Raw genomic sequence first — 5,448 nt, 5'->3', positions numbered from 1 at the left:
CGCGGGGCCCGTCCGGGGTGCGCCCCGGACGGGCCCCGCGGGCCGGATCCGGTCAGATCGCCAGCGACAGCACCACCGGCGCCGCCCTGCGGTTCAGGGTGTCCGCCGCCGAGCGCAGCCGGTGGGCGTGCTCGATCGGCAGCGACAGCGCGAGGCAGCCCACGGCGGAACCGGCCGTCAGCGGGACGGCGGCGCAGACCGTGCCCACCGCGTACTCCTGGAGGTCGAGCACGGGGACGGTCGGCGGCTGGCTGTCGAGCTTCGAGAAGAGGATCTTCTCGTTGGTGATCGTCCGGGAGGTCAGCCGGGCGATCTTGTGCCGGGCGAGGTGGTCCCGCCGGCCGTTCTGGTCGAGCTGGGTGAGCAGGCACTTGCCGACCGCGCTGGCGTGGGCGGCCGAGCGGAAGTCCACCCACTCGTTCACCTTCGGCGTGCGCGGGCCGTCGGCGAACTGGGTGATCTTCACCTCTCCGTCGATGTACCGGCTGATGTAGACGGCCGCGCCGACGGAGTCGCGCAGCTCGGTCAGGGTCTCCTGGAGCTTGGCCTCCAGCGCTTCGCGGCGGGTCAGGCCGGAACCGAGGAGGACGAGGGAGTCCCCGATCACATAGGCGCCGTCGGCGACCTGCTCGACGTATCCCTCACGGCGGAGCATGAGCAGCAGGGAGGACAGGTGGGCGACGGGCAGACCGGTCTCGCGCGCGATCTGGACGTCCGTCACCCCGCCACCGTGCCGTGAGACCGTCTCGAGGACGCGCAGGGCGTATTGCACCGAGTGGAACGGTGCGGTGGGCTCGGGCTTCAGCGCCACGGTTTCCCCCTACCAGGTTGTGACCGCAAGCTTCCGTACCACGATAGCCGCCAAGGGCCGTTTACGGGGCGGCTGTTGGCGAGAAAGCTGCGGAGGACCCCGGCCGTACGCTGGGGCGCTCCACCCTGGCATATGCCAGCGTCATGATTGATCCCCAGACCGCGAGGTCAGCGCGGTGCGGACGCGTGTTCGGGTCTGTGTCGGGCGTGTGGAGGCGGGAAGATTTTTTGTGGCGGGACGGGCCGCCGAGCTCCCTGCCCGGTGGCCGGAAACCGCCCGCGGGGGACGGCCGGAGCAGAGGCGGCCCCAGGGCCGGGGAATAAGCGGAGACGGCCTCCTGTTCTGGCCGGGGTAAGACGCACAGGTGCCGAGGAGGGTCCAGACGGTGAGCGACAGCATTCGAGGAGAGGCGCGGGGGACCGCACCCGTACCCCTGTCCGTCCTGGACCTGGTGACCGTCGGCAGCGGGCGCACCGCGAGCCAGGCGCTCGCCACCAGCGTCGAGCTCAGCCGGCTGGCCGAGCGGCGCGGCTTCCACCGGCACTGGGTGGCCGAGCACCACTCGATGCCGGGCGTCGCCTCCTCCTCGCCGGCCGTGATCCTGGCCCACCTCGCCGCCCACACCCACCGCATCCGGCTCGGTTCCGGCGGCGTGATGCTGCCCAACCACGCCCCGCTCGTCGTCGCCGAGCAGTTCGGCACCCTGGAGGCGCTCGCCCCGGGCCGCGTCGACCTCGGACTCGGCCGCGCGCCCGGCACCGACGGCGCCACCGCCGCCGCGCTGCGCCGCACCGACCGCCTCCAGGAGGGCGCCGACGACTTCCCCGAGCAGCTCTCGGAACTGACCCGCTTCCTGGACGACGACTTCCCGGACGGCCACCCCTACGCCCGTATCCACGCGGTGCCGGGACCGGTGCAGGGCCCGAAGGGCCGTCCGCCGGTCTGGCTGCTCGGCTCCTCGGGCTTCAGCGCCCGGCTCGCCGGACTCCTCGGGCTGCCCTTCGCCTTCGCCCACCACTTCTCCGCCCGGAACACCGTCCCGGCGCTCGACCTCTACCGCGAGTCCTTCCGTCCCTCGGCGGTCCTCGACGCGCCCTACGCCCTGATCGGCGTGGCCGCGCTCGCCGCCGACGAGGCGAAGGAGGCGCACCGGCAGGTGCTCACCGGCGCGCTGTCGATGCTGCGGCTGCGCACCGGCCGGCCCGGTCTCATCCCCACGCCGGAGGAGGCGGAGGGGTACGCGTTCGGCCCGGCCGAGCGCGAGTTCGTGGACGACTGGCTGGGGAACGTCGTGTACGGCACCCCGGACGAGGTGCGGACCGGCCTGGACGACCTGCGGAAGCGGACCGGCGCGGACGAGCTGATGCTGACGGCCAACGTGCACGGCGGCGAGGCCCGGCTGCGCAGCTACGAGCTGATCGCCGACGCGTACGGGCTGCCGCGGCTGCCGGAGCGCCCCCCGCTGTCGTGAACCCCGCCGTCCGCCGGCCATTTTCTTCGGGCCGCTGGTTCCTTCCGGAGCCGCGGCGGAGCCGAACCTAAGTGAACCTTAAACCGCTCGTCACCGATGGTGGCGGGCGGTTCTTTTCTGTGCTGCGCGCGTCTGACAAGGGCTTTCCTCCGTCAATTGGTCTAGTCCTCAATCTGGTTCAGACCATTGACGCGCCGTTCATACGCCGGTTAACACTTCTCCCACTCCAGTACGGCACAGCCCAGTACCCCAGTACCCCCCCGGAGGCCGCACGTGCACCCCCGCAAGCCCTTGATCGCCGCGCTGCTCAGCTCGGCCCTCGCCGCCGGCGCGCTCGCCGCCACCGCCGGCCTCGGCTCCGCCCAGGCGGCCGACACCACGACCGCCGCCTCCACGGGGAACGTCCGCATCGCGTACTACGACCAGTGGAGCGTGTACGGCAACGCGTTCTACCCCAAGCACCTGGACACCCGGGGCATCGCGGGCAAGCTGGACGTCATCAACTACTCGTTCGGCAACATCCACCCCACCAACCTCACCTGTTTCATGGCCAACAAGGCCGCGGGTGACGACAACAACCCCAACGCGGGGGACGGCGCGGGCGACTCGTACGCGGACTACCAGAAGTCCTTCTCCGCGGCGGACAGCGTCGACGGCGTCGCCGACAAGTGGGACCAGCCGATCGTGGGCGTCTTCAACCAGTTCAAGGAACTGAAGGCGAAGTACCCCCACCTGAAGATCAACATCTCGCTCGGCGGCTGGACCTACTCCAAGTACTTCCACGACGCGGCGAAGACCGACGCGAGCCGCAAGAAGCTGGTCTCGTCCTGCATCGACCAGTACATCAAGGGCAACCTGCCCGTCGAGGGCGGCTTCGGCGGCCCCGGCACCGCCGCCGGGATCTTCGACGGCATCGACATCGACTGGGAGTACCCCGGCTCGCCCGACGGTCACCTCGGCAACCACTACGGCCCCGAGGACAAGCAGAACTTCACCCTCCTGCTCGCCGAGTTCCGCAAGCAGCTCGACGCGCACGGCGCCGCCAACGGCGGCAAGAAGTACCTGCTGACCGCCGCTCTCCCGGCCGGCCAGGACAAGATCAAGCACATCGAGACGGACAAGATCGGCGCGTACCTCGACTACGCGAACATCATGACGTACGACATGCACGGCGCCTGGGACGGCGACGGGCCGACGTACCACCAGTCCCCGCTGTACGCCTCGCCGGACGACCCGACCGACGTCATCGCCCCCGGCACCGAGAAGTACGGCATCGACGCGGCCATCGACGCCTGGATCGACGGCAGCCCGGCCTACGGCATCGCGGGCGGCTTCCCCGCGAACAAGCTGACCCTCGGCTACGAGTTCTACTACCGCGGCTGGAAGGGCGTCCCGGCCGGCACCACCAACGGCCTCGCCCAGCCCGCCACCGGGGGCTCGGCCGCCCGCCCGCTCAGCCAGCAGCCCGGCATCGCCCACTACAAGGAGCTCGGCGGCATCGTCGACAACCCGGCGACCACCTTCTGGGACGACCGCTCCAAGTCCTCCTACTTCTACAAGGACGGCGAGTTCTTCACCGGCCTGAACCAGAAGTCGGTCCAGGCCCGGGTCGAGTACGGCAAGCAGCGCGGCCTGGCCGGCGCGATGATGTACTCGCTGCTCGGCCTGGACGACAGGGCGACCCTGCTGACGCAGATCAACGACGCGCTGGGCGCCACCACCACGCCGCCCACCACCCCGCCGACGACGCCTCCGACCACCCCGCCCACCACGACCCCGCCGACGACGCCGCCCACCACCCCGCCGCCGTCCGGCAGCTGCACCGCCCCGGCGTACACGGCCGGGACCGTCTACACCGCGGGCAGCCTCGTCTCCCACAAGGGCCGCACCTGGAAGGCCCAGTGGTGGACCCAGAACGAGGAGCCGGGCACGACCGGCGAGTGGGGCGTCTGGAAGGACCAGGGCGCCTGCTGACCCCCTGATCCGGCCTGATCCGACGCGCCACCCCCGGCCCGGCCTGATCCGACGCGCCACCCCCGGCCCGGCCTGATCGACGCGCCACCTCGGCCGGCCGGGGCGCCCCGCCCCGGCCGGCCCCCCCGGGGCCCGAACGGCCCCGCCTGATCACTGCCCCCGCCCGGAATGTCCCTCCGGCCGGGGGCAGTTCCATGCCCGGGGCCCTCACCGGCCCGTACGTGCCCGTGTTCGCGCCGGACCGTAGCCTGCGCCGGTCCTCCTCCGCCGGGTCAGACCCGCAGGGGCTCGGGCCCGCCGATCAGCTCCGCGATCCGGTCGGGGGCCACCGCCCGCGAGTACAGCCAGCCCTGCCCCGTGTCGCAGCCGATCCGCCGCAGCCGGCTGGCCTGCCCCGAGGTCTCCACGCACTCGGCGGTGACGGTCAGCCCGAGCCGGTGCGCCAGCTGCACCAGGGCCTCCACGATCAGCTGGTCCGCCGGGTTCGCGTGCTCCTCGTCCTGGAAGCCGCGCACGAAGGAGCCGTCCAGCTTCAGGACCGAGACGGGCAGACGGCTCAGATAGGCCAGGTTCGAGTAGCCGGTGCCGAAGTCGTCGATGGCGATCCGCACCCCCATGTCGCTCAGCGCCTGGAGCGCCTGGAGCGGCCGGCCCGCCGAGCCCATGACGGCCGACTCGGTCAGCTCCAGCTGGAGCAGGTGCGGGGCGAGCCCGGTGTCCGCGAGGATGCCGGCCACGTCCGCCACCAGGTCGGAGTCCCACACCTGACGGACCGCCACGTTCACGCTGACGAAGATCGGGCGCTCACGCGGATGGTCCTTCTGCCACTGACGGGCCTGCCGGCAGGCGGTGCGCAGCACCCACCGGCCCAGCTCCACGATCGAGCCGTCCTCCTCCGCGATCCCGATGAACCGATTCGGCGCGAGGACCCCGAACTGCGGGTGGTTCCAGCGCACCAGCGCCTCCACCCCGCGCACCGCGCCGTCGGTCAGCCCGACCAGCGGCTGGTACTCCAGCGTGAACTCCCCGCGCTCCACGGCGGGGCGCAGCGTGGAGGAGAGCGATTGCCGGGTCATGCGGTGGGCGTTGCGTTCCGGGTCGAAGAGGGTCCAGCGGGCCTTGCCGTCCGCCTTGGCCCAGTACAGCGTCGTGTCGGCGGCCTGCATGAGGCCGGTGGCCGTCGTGCCGTGGG

4 protein-coding genes are annotated in these 5,448 nt (G+C 71.8%); 2 read left to right on the top strand and 2 right to left on the bottom strand.

What is annotated here, in order from left to right:
* Window positions 1-52: 52 nt before the first annotated feature.
* Window positions 53-811 carry an IclR family transcriptional regulator C-terminal domain-containing protein gene (locus tag RIF68_RS25935; RefSeq protein ID WP_309053719.1) on the bottom strand — a complete coding sequence of 253 codons (759 nt, stop codon included), beginning with the start codon at window positions 809-811 and terminating at the stop codon, window positions 53-55.
* 385 nt (window positions 812-1,196) lie between these two features.
* Between RIF68_RS25935 and RIF68_RS25930 the strand changes: the two genes are divergently transcribed.
* Both RIF68_RS25930 and RIF68_RS25925 read left to right on the top strand, forming a co-directional pair.
* The gene (locus RIF68_RS25930; RefSeq protein WP_309053718.1) at window positions 1,197-2,282 is read left to right on the top strand and encodes an LLM class flavin-dependent oxidoreductase; all 1,086 of its coding nucleotides are present in this window, start codon (window positions 1,197-1,199) and stop codon (window positions 2,280-2,282) included.
* A gap of 273 nt (window positions 2,283-2,555) precedes the next feature.
* Entirely contained in the window at window positions 2,556-4,256 is a 1,701-nt protein-coding gene (locus RIF68_RS25925) for a glycosyl hydrolase family 18 protein (protein ID WP_309053717.1), read from the top strand.
* A gap of 272 nt (window positions 4,257-4,528) precedes the next feature.
* Here the strand turns inward: RIF68_RS25925 and RIF68_RS25920 are convergent.
* The coding region (locus RIF68_RS25920; RefSeq protein WP_309053716.1) for an EAL domain-containing protein at window positions 4,529-5,448 on the bottom strand (920 nt) is incomplete at its 5' end.

The organism is Streptomyces sp. (genome assembly GCF_031178505.1).
Lineage (GTDB): Bacteria > Actinomycetota > Actinomycetes > Streptomycetales > Streptomycetaceae > Streptomyces > Streptomyces gulbargensis.
This window is presented reverse-complemented; position numbering and strand designations above follow the sequence as displayed.